We start from the raw sequence: 22,834 nt of genomic DNA on the forward strand, positions 1-22,834 counted from the left end.
AATGATTCCAGCACGCCGACGCAAGATAATGATTTTAGTATTTACCCTGTCTATTTTGTCCATTGCTGCAGCGTTGGTTTTATATGCGTTGAGACAAAATATAAGCTTGTTTTATACTCCCACCCAGGCTGTGGCAGGTGAGGCACCACAACATCATAATATTCGTATGGGGGGGATGGTTGAAAAGGGTTCCATTATCCGCTCGAAAAAGGGCTTGGATGTAGTGTTTAAAATCACCGATTATAATCAGACCATTACCGTAAAATATACGGGTATTCTTCCAGACTTGTTCAGAGAGGGGCAGGGAATAGTTGCTGAAGGGCAGCTGCTTGATAATCAGTATTTTCGTGCCTCCCAGGTATTGGCAAAACATGATGCGAATTATATGCCGCCGGAAGTGAAAGCAGCTTTATCTCAAAGGGTACGTTCATGATTGCAGAATTAGGGCTTTTTTCTTTGATTTTGGCTTTGCTTTCCTCCATAATGCTCGCATTAATTCCACTCGCTGGATTGCAATTAAAACGAAATAGTTGGATAGATGCAGCGGGTACTTATACAGCCTGCCAGTTCTTCTTTATCGCCTTATCCTATCTTTTCCTCACCTTTTGTTTTTTAAATGATGATTTTTCGGTAATTTATGTACTAAGTAATTCCAGCATTAACTTACCTTGGTTCTATAAACTCTGTGCTGTTTGGGGGGGGCATGAAGGATCAATGCTGTTATGGGTTTGTATTCTGAGCTTTTGGACGTTGCTGGTGGCTTTTTGCAGTACGGGTTTAGATAAGGAAATGCGTACTCGTGTTTTAGTTGTTCTTGGTTGGTTAGGCATTGGATTTATTCTTTTTTTGTTGACTACATCCAATCCCTTTTTACGCCAATTTCAAGTGTTAGATACCCAAGGTCGTGATTTGAATCCCTTATTGCAAGATCCGGGCTTTTTATTTCATCCGCCCATGTTGTATATGGGTTATGTAGGTTTTTCAGTAGCTTTTGCCTTTGCTATTGCAGCACTATGGGCTGGTAGAGTAGAAGCCAGTTGGTCAAAGTGGACAAGACCTTGGACATTGGCTGCCTGGTGTTGTTTAACGGCGGGGATCACTTTGGGAAGCTGGTGGGCTTATCGCGAATTAGGTTGGGGAGGATGGTGGTTTTGGGATCCAGTTGAAAATGCCTCTTTTATGCCTTGGTTAGTAGGTACTGCTTTATTGCATTCTTTGGCGGTAACTGAGCAGCGCCAGCAATTTAAAGCATGGACCATGTTGCTTGCCATCGCAGCTTTTTCTTTAAGCTTAATAGGTACTTTTCTTGTGCGCTCCGGTGTTTTGACTTCAGTTCATGCATTTGCTGTAGATCCACAGCGTGGATTATATATCTTAGGATTTTTAATATTTGTTATTGGCGGCTCTTTATTATTATTTCTTTTTAGAGCTCAAACTTTACATTCAGGCAGCAATCCCAGTCCTTTTTCCAGGGAGAGTGCTTTATTATTAAACAATGTATTTTTAGTAGTAATTATGCTCACTGTTTTGATGGGAACGGTGTATCCATTACTTGTTGAAGGTTTAGGCCTAGGAAAACTATCTGTGGGAGCCCCTTATTTTAATTCTGTTTTTGTTCCTTTAATGATTCCTCTGTTGTTATTAATGGGAATTGGTATTCATTTAAGATGGAACAGAGATCATTGGCAAAATGTATTAAAGAAGCTTTGGAAAACAATTATTCTTAGTTTTTTAATTCCTTTGGTTTTATTAATTACTACTTCTAAAGAATTTAATAGTACAGCCTTTATGGGGTTAAGCTTGGCTTTTTGGGTAATTTTAAGTACATTGCAAGCTGCTTATAGAAGAATTTTTGATCGTGGTTTATACAAAGTAGGGCAAGCTTTTTGGGGAATGATTCTCGCACATTTGGGTGTGGCAACTACGGTAATTGGTATTGCAGTTTCTACCGCATATGGTGTGCAAGATGATGTACAAATGGAGGCGGGAAAAAAAGTATTTTTACTTGGCTATTCTATTGAATTTATGCACCAGGAACCGCTAATCGGACCAAACTATAAAGGAACTAAGGCACAGTTTAAAATAAATTATCAAGGAAAGAGCAAGCTGATTTATCCAGAAAAAAGACTTTATACAGTGGGTCAAATGGCAATGACTGAGTCCGCAATTGATGTAACGCCCTTTAGAGATATTTATGTCGCTTTAGGTGAGCCATTAACAGATAACTCGTGGTCAGTAAGACTCTATTACAAACCCTTGATTCGTTGGATATGGGGTGGTGGGTTTATGATTTTGGCAGGTGGTTTTTTTGCACTGACAGATAGACGCTATTATCAAAAAAGACAGCAGGCACTAATTGCGGCCCGGGAGTTGAAAGCATGAAAAAAATAGGATGGAAAGTAATTCCAATTACTCTTTTTTTGCTGCTCTGTGTTTTTCTTTGGCGTGGTTTGTCCTTAAATCCACATGAATTACCTTCTGTGCAAATTGGAAAGTTATTACCTCACTTTAGTTTACCTGAATTACATCATCCGCGCTCTTTCTTTAGTTCCACAGAATTGCAGGGGCAGGTGGTTTTATTAAATGTTTGGGCTAGTTGGTGTGCGGCTTGTGTCGATGAGCAGGTTTTTATGTTGCAATTGGCGCGTGAAGGAGTTCCAATTTATGGGTTGAATTATAAAGACAAATCCAATGATGCCCTCCGATGGCTGAAACAATGGGGGAATCCTTATAAGCGCGTCATCCAAGATAAGGACGGAAAAGTTGCTATCGATTTGGGGGTTTATGGTGCACCAGAGACTTTTGTAATTGATAAGAAAGGAATAATCCGTTACCGACATGCTGGAATTATTACTCAAGAGATGTGGTTAAAAGAGATTGCACCTTTAATGAAAGAGTTGGAGACTGCATGAGAATAGACTTCTTCCGAAACGATACTACCAGGACTTGCTTCATCAATGCGGTGCTCGAATCCTCATACTTCACTCCTTCTCGTTTTGCAGCAAGTATCGGATGGGGACTATCCTTTTTTATTTTTTTTTGGGTTTTGCTTTTTTTAGGTTCACCAGTTTGGGCAAACAGTACTTATCCTTTGGATTCTGCTCAAAAGGAAGCTCAATTTAATCATCTGCTCAAAGATTTGCGCTGCCTGGTATGTCAAAATCAAGATTTGGCAGATTCTAACGCTGAATTAGCGAAAGATTTGCGTAATCAGGTGTATCAGATGGTGAAAGCGGGTAAGAGCGATAGTGAAATTAGCGATTATCTGACTGTTCGTTACGGAGATTTTATCCTGTTTAATCCTCCGGTTAAAGCGGTAACTCTTTTATTGTGGTTTGGACCTATTTTATTTTTACTTTTAGGGTTTGTTATTTTCTGGCGGACTTGTTTTGGAACGCGAGAGAAGGAGCATGCATAATTAGTGAGTTTCTTATGAACGAATGGTGGTTACTGGCATTATTAGCAGGTCTGACTGGATTAGCCTGCATATTCATGGTTTATCCATTCAGACGACGTTTTACCGCTAGTCTGTTGGTGGTTCCTATTGCTTTTTTAGGAGCATTTGCCGGATATTTTTATTGGGGTGGTTTTGGAGGATGGCAAGAATATGTACATCGCCTTAATTCCCATGAGCAAGCTAAAAAAATGTTGGAGTCGATTAAAAGTCCAAAAGAATTAATCGAAAAATTGCGAGCGAAGTTGGATGAGACCCCCAAAAGTGCTAAAGGTTGGTATCTCTTGGGACGTTTGTACAGTAGCCAAAATGAAAAACAAAATGCTGTAAATGCTTTTGCAAAAGCATATCAGTTTAATCCAAATGATGAACAATATGCAGTGAACTATGCACACAGTTTGTGGGTACTGAATAATCAGCAATTTACTGAACAGATCACCGAAATATTTAGCCGATTATTAAAAAGTAATCCAAATCAGCCAGATGCATTGGCGATGCTTGCGATGGATGCTTTTGTAAGCCATGCATATGAGGATGCAATAGTCTATTGGCAACGTTTGTTAAACCTGGCTCCAGAGCAATCAGAAGAAGCTCAAGCAATTCGGAAAGCAATCGCAAAAGCTGAAGAGCGTATTAAACTAAGAAATAAAAATCGAAATTGATATATGTCGATTAGCGTAGCGTAATCTCTCAAATGCTACTTGGGAATTTTTGTTCTTTTAACGAAAATGCATTTTGAACACAACCCATTCTTTTTATTGTTGCCAATTATTTTGTCCCTAAATTCTTTATATTCATGATGCGAAACAATAATTTTTTGTAATGCAATTAATTTTAAATCTGCTAGTCTATAAGTAGGCATCAGAATTATAAGGAGAAAATGATGTATAAGAGGGTATTGTTTGCTACTGACTTTGATGAAGTTGGCATTATAGCAGCGCATAAGGCGAAAAAAATTGCGGATGAGAACGGCGCTGATCTGATATTAGTTCATGTCGTAGAACCTATTCCTGCTTATGCTTACCCTGGATTTGCCGGATTTGCCGAAGTCGAATTATCTATTCGCGAACAAGCAGAAAAAGAACTCAGCGAATTAGGTGATAAGTTGGGGGTAGATGCAAAACATCGTTTTATAGAATTTGGCTCTACCAAAAATGAAATTTTAAGGGTTGCACACGAGCGCCATATCGATTTGATTGTTACAGGGAGCCATGGCAAGCATGGACTTTCCTTATTATTAGGTTCAACAGCAAATTCCATTTTGCATGGTGCTGAATGCGATGTTTTAATTGTCCGCTCTATACCTTCTGAGAAGAGTTCTAAAGAGTAAGAATTAAGTATAAAAGTTTAACCTGGGTACCCGCAAAGCGTACCCGGGGTCTATATTAATTCTGTTTCTCCAGGTTTTGCTTGAGTTCGTTGGCATAATACATGATGGTCATAGTTTGTGTCGACTCGCTTACTATTTCTCAACAGAGCAGAAAACAAGTATACTATTATGTTTCGAGTTACACGATTGAATTACTTATGAAATTGTTGCGCGGCATTCAGCATTTTTCTGCGTTTGATAAAGGCGTGGTCGCTACTATTGGTAATTTTGATGGCGTGCATTTGGGGCATCAAAATCTTATTAGAACTTTAGAAAAAAAAGCAAATGATTTAAAGTTGCCTTTAGTCCTCATCCTATTTGAACCTCAGCCTAGAGAGTATTTCCAACGGGAAAAAGCTCCGGCAAGACTCTCCAGTTTAAGAGAAAAATTGGATGTATTAGGTTCATGCCAGATTGATTATGTATACTGTTTTAAATTTAATAATACATTAGCTCAAACTTATGCGGCTGATTTCGCCCGCACTTATTTGTTTTTTACGCTCAATGTGAAATATCTGCTGGTAGGAGAGGATTTCCGTTTTGGCAAAGACAGAGAAGGTGATGTGAATTTGTTGAAAAAGCTTGGTTCGGAATATGCCTGCGATGTCAGCATTTATTCAAACTTTTGTATTAACGAAAATAGAATCAGCTCAACACGAATTAGAACGGCATTGCAGCATGGTGATCTCAATACGGCAGCAAAATATCTAGGTAGACCTTATAGTATTTGTGGTCGTATATTACATGGAGATGGGCGTGGACGACAGTGGGGGATCCCTACGGCAAATCTTGCCCTTCATCGCTATTCTTTGCCTTTGCAGGGAGTATTTGTAGTTCGAGCGCGAGTTGCCTCCCAAATGGTGTATGGAGTAGCAAATATTGGACGTCGTCCTACAGTAGATGGTAGCAAGAATATTTTGGAAGTGCATTTATTTGATTTTGATCTGTCAATATATGGTGAATTAATGCAGGTGTTTTTCTTGCACAAATTGCGTGATGAGGTTAAATTCACTTCGGTGGATGCTTTAATCGCACAGATTTATGATGATATTGTGGCGGCAAAAGAATTCCTCAGGAATTGTAATGAAAAGACCTCCATATCAACGTTGGGAGTAGATTTGAGTGCAGGTTGAATGAAAAAAAGTTTTGAAAATAGGGCAGTGATTATACTGTGTTATTTTTCCAAATTGTTATTCATTCAAAATACACATTAGATAGGGACAGCATCAGGGTGAATAATCACCAAACAATTTAACGATTTCGCAGAGTAAACTCTTATGGCAGAATACAAAGATACATTAAATCTCCCTAATACTTCATTTCCAATGAAGGCAAGCTTGGCTACTCGAGAACCAGAGGTTTTAGCTGACTGGCAAGCAAAAAAAATTTATGAAAAAATTCGTAATGCTCGTGCCGGAAGTAAACACTTTATTCTGCACGATGGCCCTCCTTATGCGAATGGCCATTTGCACTGCGGACATGCCTTAAACAAGATTCTTAAAGACATTATTATTAAATCCAAATCACTCAGCGGGTATGATGCGCCATTTGTTCCTGGTTGGGATTGTCATGGGTTGCCTATTGAACTCAATGTAGAGAAAAAAATAGGGCGAGTTGGTGATAAGGTATCTGCACGAGAGTTTCGTGCCAAATGCCGTGAGTATGCTGCCAGTCAAATCGATATTCAGCGAGATGAGTTCCAACGACTTGGGGTTTTTGGAGATTGGTATAATCCCTATGTCACTATGGATTTTCGTTATGAAGCCAATATCGTTCGTGCATTGGGAATGATGATCAAAAATGGCCATTTGCAGCAAGGTTTTAAACCAGTACATTGGTGTATTGATTGTGGTTCTGCTTTGGCTGAAGCAGAAGTTGATTATGATGAGAAAACCTCGCCTTCTATTGATGTTGCTTTTTTTGCAGTGAACCCCGAAGAGTTTATCCAGTTGTTTAAAAAGAATTCGGTAATAAAGCCAGTTAGCCTTCCTATTTGGACTACTACTCCCTGGACATTACCTGCTAATGAAGCAGTGTGCTTAAATCCTGCGATTGATTATTCTTTAGTCGACACAGATGATTCTTATTTAATAGTTGCCACCGAGTTAGTTGAATCTACCATGGCTCGTTACGGAGTGAGCCAATATACAATTTTGAGTTCGGCAAAAGGAAAAGTTTTTGAGTCTTTGAAATTAAAACATCCTTTCTATAATCGGGTTGTTCCAGTAGTGTTAGGTGAGCATGTAACTACTGAATCCGGTACTGGAAGCGTTCATACTGCTCCTGCACATGGACCAGATGATTATCTGGTTGGCCAAACTTATAATCTGCCTTTAATTAATCCCGTTAAAGCAAATGGTTGTTTTGCTGATGATGTTGAATTATTTGCTGGACTTTCCGTATTAAAAGCTAATGAGACAATCTTGGGTGTTTTGGCTGAAAAAGGAGTCCTTTTAGCAAAGGAGAATATTAGACATAGCTATCCTCATTGTTGGCGACATAAATCCCCGATGATTTTTTTAGCGACGCCTCAATGGTTTATTTCGATGGATAAGGGGCGGTTAAGAGAACATATTGTTAAAGAAATTGATAAAGTGACTTGGGTGCCTGACTGGGGTAAGGCTCGTATTAGCAATATGGTTGAAAACAGACCTGATTGGTGCATATCAAGACAAAGAGCTTGGGGCACTCCTATGCCCTTATTTGTACATAGTACGACTCGTGAATTGCATCCTAATACACTGGAGCTTATTGAAAAAGTTGCGTTACTTATTGAGAAATCTGGCATTGATGCCTGGTTCGAGATGGATGCGAGAGAGCTTCTGGGAGATGATGCTGAATTATATGACAAAATTAACGATACTATGGACGTTTGGTTTGACTCTGGTGTTACCCATTTCTGTGTTTTACAACAAAATAAAGACTTATATTTCCCTGCAGATATTTATTTTGAAGGTTCAGATCAGCATCGCGGCTGGTTTAACTCTTCATTGACCACTTCTGTCGCCATGTATGGTATTGCTCCCTATAAAACAGTATTGACTCATGGCTATACTGTGGATGCTGATGGTAAAAAACTTTCTAAATCTAAAGGGAATTATGTAGCTTTGGATAAGTTGGTTAACCAACACGGTGCCGATATTTTACGTTTATGGGTTGCCTCTACTGATTACCGACATGAAGTGAGTATTTCGGATGAAATTATCAAGCGAAATGCAGACGCTTATCGAAGAATTCGAAATACAGCCCGTTTTTTATTAGCAAACCTATTTGATTTTGATCCAGCAGTTGATAGTGTTCATGACAAAGAGCTGTTGGAATTGGATAAATGGGCATTAAAGCGAAGCCAGCTTCTACAAAAAGAAATTATCGAAGCTTATGACAGTTATCAATTTCATATTATTTACCAGAAGCTTCATAATTTCTGTGCTGTAGATATGGGGAGTTTTTATCTTGATTTGATTAAGGACAGACAATATACCTCTGCAAAAGAAAGCAAAGCCAGACGTTCTTGCCAAACTGCAATGTATCACATCATTAGGGCATTTACTCTTTGGTTGGCGCCTATTTTGTCTTTTACAGCGGAAGAGATAGGGCGCTATATACCTGGTTATAACCAGGGGTCAGTCTTTACTGAACTTTGGTATGATGTTTGGCCAAAGATTGATGATGTTACTATGGAAGATTGGGATGAGTTGCATTTAATCCGTGATGAAGTGAATAAGGCTTTGGAAGAAACACGTCAAAAAGGCGAAATTGGCTCTGCCTTGGCTGCAGAAGTCACTTTATATGCGGATAACAAAGTATTACCTAAACTAACTCGATTGGGTGAAGAATTGCGCTTTCTATTAATCACATCAGATGCCGCAGTACATCCTATGAATTCAGCTCCCACAGGCATAACGCCGACAGCATTCGGAGTTGCTATTGAGGTTTCGGCAAGTTCACATGAAAAATGTGCTCGCTGTTGGCACAGGCGGCCTGATGTTGGTCAAAATACCCAGTATCCTGAGCTCTGCCTGCGGTGTGTCGGCAATATAAGCGGCCAAGAGGAAATGAGGCAATTTATATGAAAAAATGGCCATGGTTTATGCTTAGTCTTATAGTGATTATTTTTGATCAGGCAAGTAAGTACTTGGTGAGTGTTTTTTTAACTCCATATAAACCATTACCTGTTTTTCCTATGTTTAACCTTACTTTGGCTTATAATTCTGGCGCTGCTTTTAGTTTTTTAAGCGGTGCCGGAGATTGGCATAGATGGTTTTTTGCTGGTTTTAGTTTAATTGTGAGCATAATGCTTGCTGTCTGGTTGTATCGTACTGAAGGCCACGCTCGATTACTTTCGGCTGGAATTAGTCTTATTTTAGGTGGTGCAGTTGGTAATTTGATCGATAGAGCCTTTGATGGTTATGTGATTGATTTTATTGATGTTTATTATAGACATCATCATTTTGCTACGTTTAATCTAGCGGATAGTGCGATTTGCATTGGTGCTGGATTTTTTCTTCTGGATTTATTGCTTAATAGACAATAACTCCAGTGCGAACTGGAGTTATTGATCTATCCTATATTGCAGGCCCTCGGAAGGACTGTCCTCAGGTTTTTCAGCCGATGTTTTTAATGTTTGTAATTCCTTTGCCTCATCAAACCACATTGCTACAGTACGTGTCTGAGCATATTCCTCTGCTTTTCCTACTAAAATACTTGCTATCTGGGTAGTGTCTTTATGCGCTACAGCATCTTTTAAAGACTCAAACATTTCTTTATAGGTTTTAGAGAAAAAGCATAACACCTGATGAAGAAAATTACTTTCATGTTTCTTAATGAATCGATCAGTGGCGTTAAGAATATCATTGCTGGAATCGCTATCTACCAGTTTGCGTATTTTAGCTACGTCTATATGGATTTTTTCTCCTAGCTCTTGTGCCTCTGTTATAGTTTCTTTTATTCCGCTAAGCAAAGCTTCTATTTTTTCTTCTGGTGATTTTCTATCTATTTGTTTATCTTCATGAGGAACTGTTTTAACTGCATGATCAAGCATTATTAGAAAATGTGTACGTAATTCATCAGTTACAACTCCAAGCTCATTTAACTTTGATATATTATCGTAAATTCTTTTAAGATGAGAGACATATTGCTCCTGAGCATTTAAATGTTGTATAAAAGCACCAATATCACTGACTACAACATCAATAGTATTTGCTTTAATACCTTTAGTTGATTGAATCTGTGACTGATGCGCTTTTAATGTTTGTATATCTTTTTTTTCTATATCTTTAAGTTTGTTAAATGCAGTTTCAATCTCTTGAATCAGCGGCATAGGAGTTTGGTATTTTTCCACGTCTACATTTAACTTTCCTAAGGCTGTATAGGCATTTCTAGCGAGTATATTTTGAGAGAACGTAACATTACTAACATATATCTTGAGATCGCCCCAAATTTTTGTCACGCCCTCGCTATGTTCTGCGTCAAAATAAGATTGCCATTGTTTTCTTTGAGCAGGTTCCAGCCCAAGATCGTCCATGAGCTGGTTAAACTCCTCCTGAGTGTTATATTTTTTCCAAAAGCCTTTCATGGGGTCGTCTATGCCTAGCTTAGAAATACTGAGTAAAGTCCAATGTAATTGCATCAGCCGTTCGACTTTAGCTTCGTGTTCTTTTATAGAGGCCAAATTTATCTTAAATTTCTCATATGCGACTTTTTCAGGAGCCAATTTTTGTAAAGCATCGTGTGATGATACGTTGCTATTCAACGAATTGCCATGGTTCCGTGCTAACTGGGTAAAATTTTCACCTATATTTTCCTTCATCATTTTTATGCGATCTAATGCATCGTCAGGGAGAAAGGCGGAGAATTGAGATAATTGACTTTCAAAAAAACAAGTGATGCAATAAAAGGCAAGCAAGACATTATGGCTCATTTCAGGATCATGGGGTTCATATGCTTTGAGCCAGTTGTAGAAACTTCCAATAATCTTCGTCATCAGATCGACTTTAGGAATCCCTAATCTAGTAAAACCATTGGTAAACCCTTCAGTTAAATGCCCCAATAGTTTATTAATAGGTGTTTGTTCCTGATGAGTATTTGGTAGTCTTGCATTACGTGCAGTTGCAATTGCAGCCAGAAAAAAAAGAAAGTGTTCTTTTTTATCAAGTGGAAGATTTTCTTTCAAATGTTCCTCAATGAATTTTAACTGCTTCTCAAGAGGTAGTTGTTTAGTTGAGCTAATAAAAACATTAAAGGTATCTTCCATCGACTTTTTATATTCATCTGCTTTCTTCTTCTGGCCGCTAATATTTACTTTGCCTGCTGTTGCATCTAAATCATCTTTTGAAAACATAATGGACCCACAATAAAACAAAGTGTATAAATTCATTATAACATGGTTATATTAAGGCAATATGAAATGCAAACAGGGATAAAACTAAAATCCTATTGAGTAGTATTTACAGGAAATAATTAGAATTAAGCCAAAATACTCGTTGTAAGTGCACTAAGCTGTATTGTATCAGGATTATGGATACTTACTGCTGCTACAGCGGGTAAATTGAGGAAGTGCTCTGCTTCTTCCCATTCAATTTCAGCAGGGAGCAATTTTAAATGTGGAAGACATTTATTTAAAAGAGTACAAAAAGCCAAGTCAGCTGGAAATGGACGAACATGCATATAGCCTATACTCATTACAGCCATTGCTTCTGAAATTGTTGCAACTCCAGGGAGGTAATTAAGCGAGTAAACATTTGCTGTTTGGGCAATGGCAGGTAAATAACCAGGGCTTGTGGCGAAATGCACATTAGCCTGATAACAATTTTCAAGTTGTTGTGTATCAATTACTCCGCCGGCACCGATTTTGAGGGAGGGGTAGCGAGTAATTGCCTGATTTAATAATTTTTGATCCGTTGAATTAATTTCAACCAGGTCAAAACCGGCTGACTTAATTTGATCTAACCGTTCAAACAAAAAATTGTCTACATCAAGGGATATAATTACAGATTGATTGCCCAGTAACTTATCTAAGATCATAGTGAGTCCTATGGTGATGTGTAGATCCACTCACCAAGTTCTAAATATCATTGCAAGCTGGTTTGGCTCAGTTATGTACTTCTTGAGTACGCTCCTTTCACTTTACTTGCGCGCCTTGTCTAGAACTTAGTGGATGACGCTCTATATATTTTTTAGTAAATTTTGTTTCAAATAGGTTAAATCACAAAACTTAATGTTAGAAGAGTTGGCTTGTGTTGGCAAGTATATTAGTTATTCTTATTGGAAATAAATTAGGGATATTGATTAGTTTGAAAAAAGGAAATTATAGAGTTTAAAAGCATGCACCGAGCATTCTCTGGATATGCTCGGATATAGGTGAGCTGCTTTGTTATCTAGGTGCAGATGGAGTGCTGACTTGCTCCTCTCGTTTTTCTACGGGACTCAATTCGGAAGTGACGTTATTTTTATAGGAATCTTCCCCAAATTTTGGCATATTTTTCAAGAGATCATTCATCGTTGTTGGAGGAACAGGTGCCATCTCTAACATACGTTTGATTTTTTCTTTTAATGTTTCCGGATTTTTATCCAATTCAGCTTGTTGGTCTTTTGATAAGGTTTTTTTTGCCTTATCTGTAACAAATTCATCCATTTGATCACGTGATTTTGGATCTTGTATTGTTTTAACTGTAGTAAATAGTGATCCCCATGTGACTGGTTTTTGTCCATTGTTCACAGTTTGAACGAATGCAGCAGCAGTTAAAATTTGTTGTGGTGATGGCATTGAAGGTGAAGTTCCTTTAGATTGTGTCGGTGTCGGAACGGATATTGCATTCAAGCCAAAGTTATTACTTGGAGTAATCGTGGATTGCGGGGGCTGCATAGACAAATCAGGGTTTAAAGAGTGTTCTGCCTTTGAGCGAGCAGAATGCATTAAATTAAGTTGGTTCTGTGCCATTATTTTTTCAGCTTTGGCTAGAGTGCTGCGTGCGGTATTGAGATTCAGCTCTTCTTTCTCCACATCATTAACTACATCTTTTACAATTTTGAGATCGTTTTTTTTATGCTGGAAGTCGTTCTTTGCCTGCTTTTTATCACTATCATTCATAGTTTCTAAATTTTGACCTTCTTTTAAAAGGTAGTAATTCCCTTCCTTATCTTTCGCAATTTTTTGACCTTTAGAAAGAACAAAAGCAGCTTTGTCGTACGTAATGGCATTTCCCTCGGGATCCTTAACATTTCCCTCAGCATCAGCGAATACTTTTACTGTGAGATCTTTCTTTTTATTTTGGAAATCCCATTTGGCCTGAGCTATTTCCTCTGGCGCCATATTTTTTAATTCTTGACCTTGTTTTAGAAGGTAATAATTTCCATCTTTATCTTTCTCAATTTTTTGATCTTTTGAAAGCACAAATGCAGCATCTTCTTTAGTAATGTCATTCCCTGCAGAATCTTTAATATTTCCATTAATGTCAGCATAGATTTTTTCAGGATCTTTGTTTTGTCGTTTAGCAGCAAGGATGTCTTCCAAGCTAGCAATTTTTAGACCGACTGTATTGAGCTCATTTCCTAATCGATAAATATCTTCATCTTTTAGACCAGGCTGCATCATCTTATCTGAGATTAAATCGGCTTCTTTTTGGAGGTCTTCAATTTGTTGCTTAATTTGCTCTTCTGATTGTGCTTCAAACTGAGGTGCATTAAAATCTTCTAAACCCTTCTTGTAAGTACTATGTTTTTCAGTAAGCATGGCTCGTTCAGTTTTTAACTTTTCTTCACGCTGCTCAATTGTTTTTATATCTTGCTGTAGCTTTTCTATTGCTTCAGTATAATTTTTAATGGCCTCCTTGGTCTCTAATTTTGGTTCAGGAGTTGAGCTTTTCAATGGAACTTGATCATTTTTTAAGATCTTATCCTGTTGCATTTGGATTAACTCATTTTGCGCTTTTTGCGCTTCAGCTTCTTCTGCGAGCAGCCACTGGAATATAAAGCCTCTTCTCCGCTCTTGCATTATGATTTCTTCTTGTATTTCCAGTTGCCGCTCTTCTTCAATGGCTCGCTCAGTAGCTAATTCAGCACCAATTTCATGGACCACCGTTTCCCCTGCCGGGGACAATAGGAAGATCTTTATGTCCTCTGGATTACGTAAGCCAAAATGACTTAGATCAATTGTAGTAGGGTTAGGATCTGCTCCGTCCTTAGGTGAAGAAAAACTAAGTTCACCAGTGCTTACCTTTGATTGTATGGCAGCATCAAGTTTTTCGTTCATAAAAGCTAATTCATCTGAGTTAAGATGTTCTAGTAAGTTTTCTTTTGCAATCGACATAGAGCTGTATCCTCTTACACCATATTATAATTATATACAACATTGTTCAATAAATCATCAGAAGCATATAGCTCGGAATGGGTACGCTAAATACTATAGCTGATTGTTTCCTTTTGAAAAGGAGATTTAGGGTTACTTTTCGAACTTTTTACTGTAAATAAGGTTTGATGATGAGAAATAGGGTTATATTTTTTTTCTAACTCATGTGATTCAGTGTCATTATCCAGGAGGGTTCGTAACAAACAGTGGCTGCTTGAATGTGGAATGAGCTCATAACGTCTGGGGTCTTTAGCGTAGTATTCCGTATCATCTAAAGCTGCATGCAGCTTTAGATCATCTTTTGCAAATGCCCAATAATACAAATGACCGCGTTGACTTTCTATGAAGGATAGTAAAGTGTGTTTCATCGCACTGGCTTGATTATCGATCCGGTTACTGATTGTTGTAAGTCCTTTTGCAGTGGTTGCAAATAAGATGCCAAAAGAATTATCCCAGACTTCACCTAAAGTATATATTACACTGCCTAAAGCATAGGCAAAAATGCGGCTTATAGGGTCTAAAACAGTGAGTCCTACGCGGGTAGAGAAAGAAATAAAATCAAGAAAGGGTAAAACAAGAAGATTTTTTATTAGTTGTACTAGCGGGATTCCTAGGCCTCGAATACTATTAATACAAAAATTAAGTAATGGATGATTGGAAAAGTGTCCGAATGGCCAGGTAAACCCATAAAGCGGTGATAATTTGAAATTGGCTATTAAATTATCTGATGGTGGTCTTGTTGAAAAGAAAAGTAATAATTCACCTATATCACTGATTTTACCAAAGAGGGCAAGTGTTTTAGTGAGTAGATTCGTAATACCTCGAAAGGGTACATGGATAAAAAGAGCGCTTATCTCGATAAATGGAATGGTGAATAAAGCTAAGACAAAGTCACCACAGGTTGCAATAAATTGTTTACTTATATTTTTCGCAAGCAATCCACTTTTTTTCCAGCCCCTGATAAACCCCTCGTTATATCCGTAATAATATCCTTCAAAGAATGGAGCAATGCACAGCTTCCCTAGGGTTACAAAGTTTTTACATAACCATTTACATGTTCCTAGAAACCAATCGTCACCTGGATGCATAATTGTATCATAAATAGCCGCTCCACCTTTTCCACCTAAAGCGGCATAATTGGTATAAGGAAAATCACCCATTTCATGTCCCAATGATGGAATTACTTTAGTTAAACCGTACCCTAAACCAAGCGCGAGTGAGGCAATAATAGCAATTTCTGCGGGGTCTTCTTTAAGGATATTGCATGCATCAACAAAAAACTTATCCAAATTTCCCACTGCTTGGGTACCTTGCCAGTAGGTCATCGATGCAGAAATCGCTTCCGAGACTGTTCCATGGCTCATCCAATGAGCTAATTTTTGTGTCGGTTCAATACCCGAAATTAAACCGTGTAATTGTAATTTAGTTAAGATTGATTTAAGGAACTCGGGCGCAAGTACGGCACCACCTCCGTAAGCATATGCTACCATTGCTAAAGTACCAATCAAGGGATTTTGTTCGCTTACATCAATAAAAAAGCTGGCAATATGACGTATTATTCCTAAGATACGATGAAATGGATTATCATATGCGGGAGGGCTTGGGGGATGATTTGGGCGAGCAATGATGTAAGGGCTGTTGCTAATCTGTTCTTTAATAAACTCTTCCAAGGTTTGTCCATTAGCTAAAAGCCCTTTATTTTCTAAAGCCAATATCAGCGAGTTTCTTACTTTAGTGTAGTGCTTGTGTTTTTCTTTAAGCTCAAGACCATCCTGTTTTGAAATATGCGTATCATGAATATGGCTGAAGAAATCATGATGCACGTTATGGATAATAAAGTGATGCATGCTTTTGTAGAATTTATAGAAAAACCTTGGGATACGTGAAATAAACGCATTGAGTCTAAGGCTAACACGCTCTGGTAAGTAAAGATGGCGTTTGCTGATTTGTCCTAAAGTATATAAATCCTGTCCTTCAGGTAATGGATAAAATAGCTCATCGTGAATAAAATAGCGTAATTGTACTATTTTGTTTTCTTGCCTTATCAGAATGAGTTGTTCATTAGCACTAATTACCCAACTACCGGCCGACAGCCGGCTAATCATTTTTTTCGCCCTTTCTCTATTATTTTCAATTAATGGTTCTTTAGAGCTGTTTATAAGGCTAGCAATCATGGTTTTTAAATCAGTGTAACCTTTTTGTGGAAGTCCTTGCAGTCTGTAATAGGGTGTTATTTGGGTCAGCGTGAGTCCATCAAGACGTTTCAGTATTTCTGTTTTATGTTCTGGCTTGGCATTTATTGCCAGATAATTAATCCAATCATGGCCATCACGCCATAGCTTATTAAAAAAAGCTGCGAGCTGTGCGAATCGATTTGCGGGAACATTGCTCAAATTCGTTGCGGAAGGGAGTTTGTAATAATTACAGATAACTCTTAAAGCATCATCCAATTCTTTGCTGTTATGTCCTATGTGAAGCTCGCTATCCCACACGAGGCATGTTTGGAGTGCTTCATGTTCTTTAAGGATGCGACTAAAATCCATTTGATCTTGCCGCGACACAGAATAGACACGGTTGAAGGTATAATGCTGTGCTGTTTTATGGGCTTCATAAAGAATATTTCCCAGAGAACCTTCAGATACAAGTGGAGAAGCTGCCACCACACGATTCTGATCAGAACTGTGCCCTATAATTTCAATCACTTCTTTTCTTAATTCTTCATGTCCTTCATGATTTTTGCTGGTTAATTGACGTTCTTTTTTTAACAATTTTTTCAAAGAATCAATGCACTTATTAGCAATTTGCAGTTTTTGCTCTTGCTCAGGAGTAAGTGGCTGTCGGTAACTTGCTGAACGTATTCTGTAGCGATGAACTTTACTTATGACATTTGCTACCAATGATGAAGGGCGTTCTCCTGGAAGGAGTTGAATGAGATCCGCCTGATGAGTAAATAATATGAGCTGCACGGTTTTTTTATCATGGTTGGCGATTAAGCGCAGCCTGTCGCCTCCTGGGAAGAGGTATTCCATATCATAATGACCATACAGTACTGTCCCTGCTTCATAGCTGAATGGGCTTCCTGTTATGGTGGGGAATGCTTGATGACTAAAAGGTGTAATAGTTAAGGGAACTATAATTTGCGTGTGACCGTTCGTCGTTACAAAATAAGACATAGGAACCATCCTTTGTTCACATACTGCACAGGATACTTGGTTTTTTAGTCAAATATCAAGTAGGAGTAGATACAAACCTAGAAATTTTATGGCGTCACTGATAAAATGTTTTAAAAATAAACAGGAATCTATTTTAATGACTAGTTATTGTGGTTATATTGCTTTAGTTGGTAGGCCTAATGTAGGAAAATCAACCCTCCTTAATTGTATTTTGCAGCAAAAAGTGAGTATAACATCCAGAAAACCACAAACGACCCGACACAGTATTTTAGGGATACGTACTGAAGATGAGTATCAATTTGTTTATGTAGATACCCCCGGGATTCACCAAGGAAATAAAAAAGCCATGAATCGCATGATGAATAAAACTGCGATTAGTGTATTGCGTGATGTTGATGTAATTGCATTTTTGGTTGATGGAACTCATTGGCAAGAAGAAGATGAGTATGTTTTAAATTTAGTAAAACACGCCAAAGTACCGAGTATTTTGGTAATCAATAAAGTCGATAAAATTGATGACAAAACTCAATTGTTACCTTGGATAGAGCAAATTAGTCAAAAGCATGAATTTAATGCGATTATTCCTATATCAGCAAAAACAGGAGTACAGGTCGATGAATTGCAAGAAAAATTGCAGAATTATTTGCCTGAGGGACCTCATTTATTTCCAGATGATCAATTGACCGATCGCCCCATAAAATTTTTATGTGCGGAATTATTACGTGAAAAAATTTTCCGTTTTTGCGGACAAGAATTACCTTATTCTGTTACTGTAGACATTGAGTCATTTAAAGATGAGGGCACGCTTGTGCGTATTCACGCATTGATTCTTGTGGATAAAGACAATCACAAACGAATGATCATTGGTGATAAAGGACAAAAATTAAAGGAAATGGCAACAGCTGCACGGATTGACATGGAAAAACTGTTAGGTAAAAAAGTATTCTTGCAATGCTGGTGTAAGGTAAAATCCGGCTGGTCAGATGACGAGCGTATGTTAAAACAATTAGGCTATGATTAGGACAATAGAGGCTTGGGTTTTACACAAGCAATGGTCTGGAGATACGAGTGCTCGTGTCAGTTTTTTTACGCGTGAGCTAGGTGTTGTCCAATGTCTTTCCAAAGGTGGACGTACACCTAAAAAGCAAGCTCTTTTACAACCTTTTACTCCTTTATGGATAAATCTTGCTGAACGCCATGAGCGATACTATACGCAATCTATTGAAAGTATTGTGCCCACACTTCAACTTAGAGGCGGCTCACTTTTTGCGAGCTTATATCTAAATGAAATTATTTATTATGCACTAAGTCCCAATTATCCTGACTCAGCATTATTCGATGCTTATTTGTTTACTTTAAATAATCTCGCATCAGCAAAAGAGAGATTCGTGATAGAAGCGTTGTTAAGGCGTTTTGAGTGGACTTTACTGCATGCATGTGGCTATCCCTTTTCATTGACACACGAAGCAAGAACTGCAAATCTGATTGTTGCAGACTCATGCTATGAATTTGTTGCAGGCGAAGGTTTTATTATAAATAGCAGGGGAATACCTGGTGCACATATTCTTGCTTTGGCACAAGATAATTTAAATGAAGCACCTTATCTTAAATCAGCAAAAATAATTATGCGTCAAGCAATTGATCATCTTTTAGGCGGACGCGAGATTAAGACGAGGGCTTTATTTCGTGTAGAAATTTGTAGGCCCTAAACAGTTTTACGGGTGTAAGATAGATCAGTTCTCTGATTTTTCTGTACTTAACGCGCACAACGCATATATATGTTTTCAAGCAACTTGAGTTTAGGTCATGATGGACTTTATACTCTTTATTTTATGTGTAGGGTGTAAAATGAATAAGCCAATACTATTGGGTGTTAATATTGATCATATAGCTACCGTACGGCAGGCAAGAGGAACTCGTTATCCTGATCCTGTTCAGGCTGCAATGGATGCGGAAGCAGCAGGGGCTGACGGTATTACTTTGCATATGAGAGAAGATTTACGACATATCCAGGCTCGTGATGTCCGTTTGATGAAGCAAGTACTACAAACGCGAATGAATCTTGAGTTAGCAGTTACTGATGCAATGCTGGATTTTGCAGAAGAGATAGCACCCGAGCATACTTGCTTAGTTCCGGAAAAACGTGAAGAGCTAACTACTGAAGGTGGCTTGGATGTGATAACACACCAGAAGTCGGTAGAGCATGCAGTAAAGCGTTTACAGGCTATGGGAAGTGAAGTTTCTTTATTTATTGACCCAGAGCATGAACAGATTAAAGCTGCAGCAGATATTGGCGCCCCTGTAATTGAATTGCATACAGGGTGTTATGCTGATGCTATCGATGTGGAACAGCAACAACACGAATTGGCACGGATAAAGCACGCTGCGGAATATGCAGCGAGTTTAAATTTGATTGTCAATGCGGGGCATGGTCTTAATTATCATAACGTACAATCTATAGCGTCTATAAAAGAATTACATGAACTTAACATAGGCCATGCAATTATTGCTCGAGCTTTATTTTGTGGTATGAAAGAGGCAGTAAGACACATGCGTCAACTAATGCAGGAAGCAAGACTTTATGTCAACATCTGACGTGATTGTTATTCGTATTACTGGAGATTCAGGAGACGGTGTCCAATTGGTGGGCGAGCAACTCACCATTAGTGCAGCGCTTACTGGCCGTGATGTACGTACTTTACCCGATTTTCCTGCAGAAATTCGGGCTCCAGCGGGCACTGTGGCTGGGGTTTCTGGTTTTCAACTGGCGATGGCTGAACATGCTATTTTCACCGCAGGTGAATCGCTGGATGTGCTGGTTGCTTTAAATCCAGCGGCATTAAAAAATTCGTTGCAACATCTAAATCAAGGCGGTTTATTAATTATTAATGAAGACAGTTACCAAGAGAAAGATTGGCAAAAGGCAGGAATGGATAAGAGTTTTCTCGATAATTGTGCCGAGCATTACCAAATTGTTTCATTTCCTTTAATTACCCAAACCTTGCAAGCAGTATCTTCACTTGAATTGACTAAACCCCAAGCTACTAAAACCAAAAACTTTTATGTTTTGGGCTTAGTACTCTGGTTATTCGACTTACCAACCGCAGCATGTGAAGGATTCATCGCTAAAAAATTCAAAGCGAATGCTGTTGTTGCCAAAGCCAATCAATTGGCATTATTAGCTGGATACAATTATGCCATGACTTTAGAATTAACACGCCGTGACTATATGTTGGGCGAGGTTAATCGCGATGTAGGGGAGTATCGACAGATTACAGGTGTAGAAGCAGTAGGTTTAGCACTTGCTGCCTTGGCTACTTCACTCCAAATTCCTATGTTGGTTTCGGGCTATCCGATTACGCCTTCTTCAGCCATACTGCATGAATGTGCGCGCTTATCTGATTTTGGAGTGCAATTACTCCAAGCCGAAGATGAGATTGCAGCAATTTGTGCCTGTATTGGCGCTGCATACGGAGGAAGATTGGCTTTAACTACAACTTCAGGACCTGGGCTGGATCTAAAAAGTGAAAGTCTTGGTCTGGCTGTAGTAGCTGAATTACCTTTAGTTTTACTTGATGTTCAACGCGCTGGAGCCTCGACAGGATTACCAACAAAAACAAGCCAAAGTGATTTACGTCAAGCACTTTATGGACGTCATGGCGAAGCACCATTGCCTGTATTAGCGGCACAATCTGCTGCAGATTGTTTTAATACCGTTTTAGAAGCATTTTATTTGGCTGTTAAATATATGACCCCAGTAATTGTTTTGCTGGATGCTTATCTCGCAAATGCTGCAGAACCTTGGAAGATACCCGAAGTAGGCACTTTGAAATTACCTCAAATTGAATTTAACCGTTTTCCCAAACCATTTGCTCGTGACGCGCTTTTAAGTCGAAGCTGGAACAGACCCGGTACTCCAGGGTACATTCATCAATTAGGAGGTCTAGAAAAGCAAGGCGAAGACGGTCGTGTAAGTTACGATGCTGAAAATCATCAAAAAATGGTTCACCTACGTCAGCAAAAAATTGATGGAATTGCACGAGAATATGAACCTTTAGTCATTGAAGGTGATGCGAATGCGTCAATCATTTTAATTGGCTGGGGAAGTACTTATGGCAGCTTAAAATCAGCAGTTTTGCAATGCTTGGAACAAGGATTAGCACTTGCTTATGTGCATTTACGTCATTTAAACCCTTTACCAAATGATTTAGGAACTGTTTTAAAAAAATACGATAGAGTATTGGTTGCAGAATTAAATTCAGGACAATTATGCCAAATTATTCGTGCCAGCTATTTGGTTGATGCACAGGTGATTGGCCAATCGAATGGCCTGCCATTTACTGTCACTCATCTGGTGAATACTATTAAAGCGGAAGCCAATTATGAACAACAATTATAAGCGCGAAGATTTTGCCAATGCTAATGAAGTTCGCTGGTGCCCTGGATGTGGTGATTATGCCATTTTGATGGCACTACAAAAAATGTTGCCTGATTTAGGGTTACCTCCAGAACAGCATGTTTTTATTTCCGGAATAGGGTGTGCTGGACGGTTGCCTTATTATATGAATACTTATGGTTTTCATACCATTCATGGTCGAGCTACTGCAGTTGCCACTGGTTTAAAAGCGCTTCGTGAGGATCTGTGTGTTTGGATAATTACTGGAGATGGTGATGCTTTAAGCATTGGTGGAAATCATCTGATTCATATTTTGCGTCGTAATGTGAATGTTAATATTTTGTTATTTAATAATCAGGTATATGGTTTAACTAAAGGACAATTTTCACCAACCTCACAAAAAGGTCAAGTAACAAAAACATCTCCTAAGGGAGTAGCGAATGAACCTGTGAATCCACTTATTTTAGCTTTAGCTGCAGGGGCTAGTTTTGTAGCTCGGGCTGTGGACAAGGATCCCGTTCATTTGGCAACGATATTAAAGAAAGCGCAAGAACATCAAGGCTGTTCTTTTGTAGAAATTTATCAGGATTGTAATATTTTTAACCATGGCGCCTTTGATGAGTTTGCACTTAAAAGCAATCGCGCTGCGAATACAGTGATATTGGAAGAAGGCCAACCTTTACTCTACGGTCAACTAAAAGAGAAAGCATTGCATATAAAAGAAGGGCGGTTTGCCACTGTTTCAGCAGAAGAACAAGATATTTATCGTCATAGCCCAAGTGATTTTGTTGCTGCGATGCGCCTTGCATCTTTATCTTTTCCTGCATACCCAGTTCCTTTGGGTGTTTATTATCAAAAAACGCGGGACTTGTTTGCTTTGCCGCAAGAGGTAAAAAAGACCGTCAATGACTTACCCGAACTATTCAAGGCAAAAGCATCTTGGCAACAAAGTTAAGTCTCGTAACTTATAGCCGCATCTTTCCATCCCGCTGAAAAACCAGTCCAAATCTATTCCCACATCCTATGGCTTGTCTGCGGGATGTAAGTAGAAATGTCATCAAGGGGCAGGGTGATGCGAAGCGTAACTCAAGCTTTT

At 38.6% G+C, this 22,834-nt stretch carries 18 protein-coding genes; 14 read left to right on the forward strand and 4 right to left on the reverse strand.

What is annotated here, in order from left to right:
• Position 1 precedes the first annotated feature (1 nt).
• From ccmE to lspA, 9 genes are all read left to right on the forward strand, one after another.
• Positions 2-433: a cytochrome c maturation protein CcmE gene (ccmE, locus tag Lpar_RS10180; protein ID WP_058517840.1), complete on the forward strand. Its 432-nt coding sequence runs from the start codon at positions 2-4 to the stop codon at positions 431-433.
• The gene (locus tag Lpar_RS10185; protein ID WP_058517841.1) at positions 430-2,382 is read left to right on the forward strand and encodes a heme lyase CcmF/NrfE family subunit; all 1,953 of its coding nucleotides are present in this window, start codon (positions 430-432) and stop codon (positions 2,380-2,382) included. Before ccmE ends, Lpar_RS10185 begins: the two co-directional genes overlap by 4 nt.
• Positions 2,379-2,912, forward strand: a complete 534-nt coding sequence (locus Lpar_RS10190; RefSeq protein ID WP_058517842.1) for a DsbE family thiol:disulfide interchange protein — start codon at positions 2,379-2,381, stop codon at positions 2,910-2,912. Before Lpar_RS10185 ends, Lpar_RS10190 begins: the two co-directional genes overlap by 4 nt.
• A gap of 119 nt (positions 2,913-3,031) precedes the next feature.
• Positions 3,032-3,418, forward strand: a complete 387-nt coding sequence (locus Lpar_RS10195; protein ID WP_115341305.1) for a cytochrome c-type biogenesis protein — start codon at positions 3,032-3,034, stop codon at positions 3,416-3,418.
• Between the two features lie 14 nt (positions 3,419-3,432).
• A complete protein-coding gene (locus Lpar_RS10200) occupies positions 3,433-4,116 on the forward strand; it encodes a tetratricopeptide repeat protein (RefSeq protein ID WP_058517843.1) in 684 nt (227 codons plus the stop codon).
• 221 nt (positions 4,117-4,337) lie between these two features.
• Positions 4,338-4,784, forward strand: a complete 447-nt coding sequence (locus Lpar_RS10205) for a universal stress protein (protein ID WP_058517844.1) — start codon at positions 4,338-4,340, stop codon at positions 4,782-4,784.
• Between the two features lie 197 nt (positions 4,785-4,981).
• Positions 4,982-5,956, forward strand: coding sequence for a bifunctional riboflavin kinase/FAD synthetase (ribF, locus tag Lpar_RS10210; RefSeq protein WP_058517845.1), 975 nt, complete (start codon positions 4,982-4,984; stop codon positions 5,954-5,956).
• Between the two features lie 144 nt (positions 5,957-6,100).
• On the forward strand, positions 6,101-8,896 hold the full coding sequence (gene ileS, locus Lpar_RS10215; protein WP_058517846.1) for an isoleucine--tRNA ligase: 2,796 nt from the start codon (positions 6,101-6,103) through the stop codon (positions 8,894-8,896).
• Complete coding sequence (gene lspA / locus Lpar_RS10220) at positions 8,893-9,357, forward strand: signal peptidase II (protein ID WP_058517847.1); 465 nt, start codon at positions 8,893-8,895, stop codon at positions 9,355-9,357. The genes ileS and lspA overlap by 4 nt, the downstream gene beginning before the upstream one ends.
• Positions 9,358-9,375: 18 nt before the next feature.
• On the opposite strand, the gene Lpar_RS10225 is transcribed toward lspA, so the two are convergent.
• The 4 genes from Lpar_RS10225 to Lpar_RS10240 form a co-directional block, all read right to left on the reverse strand.
• Positions 9,376-11,163 (reverse strand): hypothetical protein, encoded by a 1,788-nt coding sequence (locus Lpar_RS10225; RefSeq protein ID WP_058517848.1) that lies wholly within the window; start codon positions 11,161-11,163, stop codon positions 9,376-9,378.
• A gap of 125 nt (positions 11,164-11,288) precedes the next feature.
• Positions 11,289-11,846: a beta/alpha barrel domain-containing protein gene (locus Lpar_RS10230; protein WP_058517849.1), complete on the reverse strand. Its 558-nt coding sequence runs from the start codon at positions 11,844-11,846 to the stop codon at positions 11,289-11,291.
• 349 nt (positions 11,847-12,195) lie between these two features.
• Positions 12,196-14,130 carry a hypothetical protein gene (locus Lpar_RS10235; RefSeq protein ID WP_058517850.1) on the reverse strand — a complete coding sequence of 645 codons (1,935 nt, stop codon included), beginning with the start codon at positions 14,128-14,130 and terminating at the stop codon, positions 12,196-12,198.
• Between the two features lie 86 nt (positions 14,131-14,216).
• Positions 14,217-17,342, reverse strand: a complete 3,126-nt coding sequence (locus tag Lpar_RS10240; RefSeq protein ID WP_058517851.1) for a hypothetical protein — start codon at positions 17,340-17,342, stop codon at positions 14,217-14,219.
• Positions 17,343-17,478: 136 nt separating this feature from the next.
• Here Lpar_RS10240 and era point away from each other — a divergent pair, with 136 nt between their 5' ends.
• The 5 genes from era to Lpar_RS10265 all read left to right on the forward strand — a co-directional run bounded on the left by era (position 17,479) and on the right by Lpar_RS10265 (position 22,693).
• Positions 17,479-18,363 carry a GTPase Era gene (era, locus tag Lpar_RS10245; RefSeq protein WP_058519236.1) on the forward strand — a complete coding sequence of 295 codons (885 nt, stop codon included), beginning with the start codon at positions 17,479-17,481 and terminating at the stop codon, positions 18,361-18,363.
• Entirely contained in the window at positions 18,356-19,051 is a 696-nt protein-coding gene (recO, locus tag Lpar_RS10250) for a DNA repair protein RecO (RefSeq protein ID WP_058517852.1), read from the forward strand. The genes era and recO overlap by 8 nt, the downstream gene beginning before the upstream one ends.
• A gap of 139 nt (positions 19,052-19,190) precedes the next feature.
• A complete protein-coding gene (pdxJ, locus tag Lpar_RS10255) occupies positions 19,191-19,937 on the forward strand; it encodes a pyridoxine 5'-phosphate synthase (protein WP_058517853.1) in 747 nt (248 codons plus the stop codon).
• Positions 19,924-21,741 carry a 2-oxoacid:acceptor oxidoreductase subunit alpha gene (locus tag Lpar_RS10260; RefSeq protein ID WP_058517854.1) on the forward strand — a complete coding sequence of 606 codons (1,818 nt, stop codon included), beginning with the start codon at positions 19,924-19,926 and terminating at the stop codon, positions 21,739-21,741. Before pdxJ ends, Lpar_RS10260 begins: the two co-directional genes overlap by 14 nt.
• Positions 21,725-22,693, forward strand: a complete 969-nt coding sequence (locus Lpar_RS10265) for a 2-oxoacid:ferredoxin oxidoreductase subunit beta (RefSeq protein ID WP_058517855.1) — start codon at positions 21,725-21,727, stop codon at positions 22,691-22,693. Before Lpar_RS10260 ends, Lpar_RS10265 begins: the two co-directional genes overlap by 17 nt.
• Positions 22,694-22,834 lie beyond the last annotated feature (141 nt).

The sequence above is a fragment of the Legionella parisiensis genome (assembly GCF_001467945.1).
GTDB classification, from domain to species: Bacteria; Pseudomonadota; Gammaproteobacteria; order Legionellales; family Legionellaceae; genus Legionella; species Legionella parisiensis.

Excerpts from the sequence above, each read along its gene's own strand:
- ileS (WP_058517846.1), top strand. The coding sequence starts at position 6,101 with ATGGCAGAATACAAAGATACATTAAATCTCCCTAATACTTCATTTCCA.
- Lpar_RS10260 (WP_058517854.1), top strand. The coding sequence starts at position 19,924 with ATGTCAACATCTGACGTGATTGTTATTCGTATTACTGGAGATTCAGGA.
- recO (WP_058517852.1), top strand. The coding sequence starts at position 18,356 with ATGATTAGGACAATAGAGGCTTGGGTTTTACACAAGCAATGGTCTGGA.
- Lpar_RS10265 (WP_058517855.1), top strand. The coding sequence starts at position 21,725 with ATGAACAACAATTATAAGCGCGAAGATTTTGCCAATGCTAATGAAGTT.
- Lpar_RS10230 (WP_058517849.1), bottom strand. The coding sequence starts at position 11,846 with ATGATCTTAGATAAGTTACTGGGCAATCAATCTGTAATTATATCCCTT.
- lspA (WP_058517847.1), top strand. The coding sequence starts at position 8,893 with ATGAAAAAATGGCCATGGTTTATGCTTAGTCTTATAGTGATTATTTTT.
- era (WP_058519236.1), top strand. The coding sequence starts at position 17,479 with ATGACTAGTTATTGTGGTTATATTGCTTTAGTTGGTAGGCCTAATGTA.
- Lpar_RS10240 (WP_058517851.1), bottom strand. The coding sequence starts at position 17,342 with ATGTCTTATTTTGTAACGACGAACGGTCACACGCAAATTATAGTTCCC.
- Lpar_RS10190 (WP_058517842.1), top strand. The coding sequence starts at position 2,379 with ATGAAAAAAATAGGATGGAAAGTAATTCCAATTACTCTTTTTTTGCTG.
- ribF (WP_058517845.1), top strand. The coding sequence starts at position 4,982 with ATGAAATTGTTGCGCGGCATTCAGCATTTTTCTGCGTTTGATAAAGGC.
- pdxJ (WP_058517853.1), top strand. The coding sequence starts at position 19,191 with ATGAATAAGCCAATACTATTGGGTGTTAATATTGATCATATAGCTACC.
- Lpar_RS10235 (WP_058517850.1), bottom strand. The coding sequence starts at position 14,130 with ATGTCGATTGCAAAAGAAAACTTACTAGAACATCTTAACTCAGATGAA.
- Lpar_RS10225 (WP_058517848.1), bottom strand. The coding sequence starts at position 11,163 with ATGTTTTCAAAAGATGATTTAGATGCAACAGCAGGCAAAGTAAATATT.
- Lpar_RS10200 (WP_058517843.1), top strand. The coding sequence starts at position 3,433 with ATGAACGAATGGTGGTTACTGGCATTATTAGCAGGTCTGACTGGATTA.
- Lpar_RS10185 (WP_058517841.1), top strand. The coding sequence starts at position 430 with ATGATTGCAGAATTAGGGCTTTTTTCTTTGATTTTGGCTTTGCTTTCC.
- Lpar_RS10205 (WP_058517844.1), top strand. The coding sequence starts at position 4,338 with ATGTATAAGAGGGTATTGTTTGCTACTGACTTTGATGAAGTTGGCATT.
- ccmE (WP_058517840.1), top strand. The coding sequence starts at position 2 with ATGATTCCAGCACGCCGACGCAAGATAATGATTTTAGTATTTACCCTG.